This window comes from Bradyrhizobium sp. 87, assembly GCF_023073015.1.
Classification (GTDB): domain Bacteria; phylum Pseudomonadota; class Alphaproteobacteria; order Rhizobiales; family Xanthobacteraceae; genus Bradyrhizobium; species Bradyrhizobium canariense_D.
The window spans coordinates 1-1,027 of the sequence record NZ_JADPIQ010000015.1; the positions used below are offsets into that span (position 1 = coordinate 1).

Below are 1,027 nucleotides of genomic sequence, written 5' to 3' on the forward strand. Positions count from 1 at the left end.
GGCAGTACGATGTGCCCCCACGCCTGCCGAAGTTGGGGCTTAAGGCCCTCGTAAATGGCCTCGAACGTGGTCGGAATGTCATGGCGGCGAAGAAATTCCGAAACTGCGCCCATCGTCTCATGAGCGAAGATGCCCCACGTCGCAGTTTGGACGAGGGCATTGAAGTCTTCGCCAAGGTCTACTTCAACGACCTCGGCGCCGGCGTCCTGCAGCCGCCGAACCACCGCGCGGAAGCGGGTCTCGACTTCGGACTCCACCAGATCCAGGAACTGTCGCGGCGCGAAGGCCAGCCGGGCTCCCTTCAGGCCGTAGCCGCCGTCGGAGAACTCCGCAGCCTCTTCACCAGTCACGACCTGATCCACCAGAATGCAGTCCTCAACGCTTCGGGCGAATACGCCCGTCGTGTCGAGCGTATGGGAGATCGGCGCAACGCCGTAGCGCGGCCAACGCCCGGTCGTTGGCTTGAAGCCCACGACGCCACAGAACGATGCGGGTACCCGGATGGACCCAACGGTGTCACCGCCCAAGGACGCGGGAACGAGCCCAGCGGCCACGGATGCGGCGGAGCCGCTCGACGAGCCGCCCGACACGCGATCTCGTGCGTGCGGATTCTTCACCTGGCCGTAACGTGCGTTGTGACCGGTCAAGCCGTACGACATCTCGACGAGGTTGTTCTTGCCGAAGACCAAAGCCCCCGCACCCTTAATGGCCCGGACAGCGTCGGCATCTTCGCGCGGCACGAAATGAGAGAGGCCTTCGACGCCCAGGCTGGTAGGCAGTCCTTTCGTCAAATAGCTGTCCTTCACCCCGAGGGGCACGCCAAGGAGCGGGGCCGCCGAGCCGGCCGCACGCGCCTTGTCCGCGTCCCTCGCGGCCTCGAGCACAGCGACCTCGTCGATGGTGATGAAGGCGTTCAGCTCGGCAAGCGCTCGGGCGCGCTGCAGAAGCGCAGTAGTGTAGACTTCCGACGTGATGTCGCCGTTGCCAACCGCTGCTGCAGCGGCTGCGAGCCCAAGCGAGGTGAGAT

The 1,027-nt window shown here is 65.0% G+C and carries 1 protein-coding gene; it reads right to left on the reverse strand.

What is annotated here, in order from left to right; translation table 11 throughout:
• The coding region (locus tag IVB50_RS03285) for an amidase family protein (protein WP_247294235.1) at positions 1–1,027 on the reverse strand (1,027 nt) is incomplete at both ends.